Annotated in this window: 2 protein-coding genes; both read left to right on the top strand. The window is 62.0% G+C overall.

Annotated features, from left to right (window positions below; genetic code table 11):
* Positions 1-46 precede the first annotated feature (46 nt).
* Entirely contained in the window at positions 47-1606 is a 1560-nt protein-coding gene (locus HLUSI_RS0108925) for a PAS domain-containing sensor histidine kinase (protein WP_083830884.1), read from the top strand.
* Positions 1603-2253 carry a response regulator gene (locus HLUSI_RS0108920; protein WP_016833634.1) on the top strand — a complete coding sequence of 217 codons (651 nt, stop codon included), beginning with the start codon at positions 1603-1605 and terminating at the stop codon, positions 2251-2253. Before HLUSI_RS0108925 ends, HLUSI_RS0108920 begins: the two co-directional genes overlap by 4 nt.
* Positions 2254-2282: the final 29 nt, after the last annotated feature.

Raw genomic sequence — 2282 nt, 5'->3', positions numbered from 1 at the left:
TTGAAACTACCGCACCACAAAAACAAAAACGATCCTGACACGCGACATGAACAGTCTGAGTTGCACACCGGCAGATGACGATTGCCTTAAAAAGAACGACCTTTACCGGGCGCTGGTGGATGCGTTTACGGACGGCATCGTCATGCAGCACGCGGACGGCTCGGTGTTCGATTGCAACGGCGTTGCTGAAAGCATCCTTGAGTGCAGCAAAGAAGAAATGCATGACGTTACCGCAGTGCTCCACAGCCGCAAGGCCATGCGCAGCGACGGCACCTCGTTCGCGCATCAGGATTACCCGATGGTTGTCGCGCAGACAACGCGCCAGGCCGCCAGCAACATCATGATGGGCATGACCAGACTGGACGGACGATTCTGCTGGCTGGAAGTCAGCGCCAGTCCCATCGTGGTCAATCGCGGCGCCGACTGTATCGGCGTAGTCACCTTCCTGCGTGAAATCACCGAGCGCAAAGAAGCGGAAGAAGCGCTGGAAAAGCGCCACCATGAACTCGAAAAAGGCATTTTCAAGCGTACCGCCCAACTGGAGTTCACACTGGGCCAACTCAAGCTCGCCGTCAGCGCGTCCAACACCGGGCTATGGAACTGGAATCTGCGCACCGACCAGTTCTATTTCTCTCCCGAATGGAAGAGGCAGATCGGTTACGCCGATCACGAAATCGACGACGGCATGGAAGAATGGACCGCGCGGCTGCACCCCGACGACGTCGAGCGCGCCGTCACGCTGACGCGCGCTTATCTGGCCTCGCCGCAGGAGTCGCTGGAAATCGAATACCGCATGCGCCATCGCGACGGCACCTTCCGCTGGATGCTGTCGCGCTCCATGGCCATGCTCGACGAAAACGACAAAGCGATCCTGCTGCAGGGGTCGCACGTCGACATTACCGAACGCAAGCAGTCGGAAGAAAACCTGCTGGCGCTGACGCGCGAACTGCGCGACGTCTCGCGCGAGCTGGCGCGGGTGGAAGAAGCCGAGCGGCGGCGCTTTGCGCAGGAGCTGCACGACACCATCGGCTCGGCCCTGGCGGCATTGAGCATCAACATGACCATCATGAGCGGAGAAATCTCCGGTACGAATGACCACCCTTCTGCCGGCATGGCGGCGCGCCTGAAGGATTCCATCGTGCTGCTGGACGACACCACCGACGCCGTGCGCCGGCTGATGGCCGAGCTGCGGCCGCCGGTGCTGGACGACTACGGCCTGGAAGCTGCGCTGCGCTGGCAGTGCGAATTGTTTGCGGAACGTTCCGGCTTCCGCTTCACGGTGGATGTCTACGGCATCGACGACCGGCTGGAGCCGGAGCTGGAGATTTCGCTGTTCCGCATCGCCCAGGGCGCCATCACCAATATCGCCAAACACGCGCGCGCCACCAACGTCGAGGTGATGCTCAACATCCTGCCGACCTCGGTCACGCTGACGATCATGGACGACGGCGTCGGCTTCGTCCTCAACAAGCAACGCGACCACAAGCTGAAACCGACCTGGGGCCTGGTCTCCATGCGCGAACGCGCGCAGGCCCTGGGCGGCCACCTGAAGATCATCTCCGAGCCCGGCAAGGGCACCTGCATCGAAGTGGCGGTGGAACTGTGACGGCGCCGATCCGCATCTACATCGCCGACGACCACACCATCGTGCGCGACGGGCTGGCCGTGATGCTGCAAGTGCACAGCGACATCACCGTGGTCGGCTCCGGCAGCGACGGCCGCCAGGCCGTCAAGGAAATCGAGCAGCTGCATCCCGACGTCGTCATCATGGATATCGCCATGCCGAACCTGAACGGCATCGAGGCGGCGCTGCTGCTGCGCGACGTGGCGCCTGCCGTCAAAACCATCATGCTGTCCATGTACGCCACCAAGGAACACATTTTCCGCGCGCTGCAGGCCGGCGCGCGGGGTTACCTGCTGAAAAATTCGGCCGGCTCGGAACTGGTCAACGCCATCCGCATCGTGCAGAGCGGCCAACGCTACCTCAGCCAGAAGATCTCCGATGCCGTGGTCGACGACTACCTGCTCGAAAGCCGCGCAGCCGGACCGCTGGACGCCCTGAGCACACGCGAACGCGAAGTGCTGCAACTGGTGGCGGAAGGTCATTCCAGCGCGCAGGTGGCGGCCATGCTGTCGCTCTCGCCCAAATCGATCGAAACCTACCGCAGCCGGCTGATGCAAAAAATCGGCGTCAGCGACCTCCCCAGCCTGGTCAAATTCTCCATCCATCACGGCCTGATTTCGCTCGAATAACTGCCCGTCTGAATTGCCGCCAGGCGTCC

The sequence above is a fragment of the Herbaspirillum lusitanum P6-12 genome (assembly GCF_000256565.1).
Taxonomy (GTDB): domain Bacteria; phylum Pseudomonadota; class Gammaproteobacteria; order Burkholderiales; family Burkholderiaceae_D; genus Herbaspirillum; species Herbaspirillum lusitanum.
Note: the sequence above shows the minus strand (reverse complement) of the source record. Positions and strands in the feature narration are given on the sequence as shown.

Excerpts from the sequence above, each read along its gene's own strand:
- HLUSI_RS0108925 (WP_083830884.1), top strand. The coding sequence starts at position 47 with ATGAACAGTCTGAGTTGCACACCGGCAGATGACGATTGCCTTAAAAAG.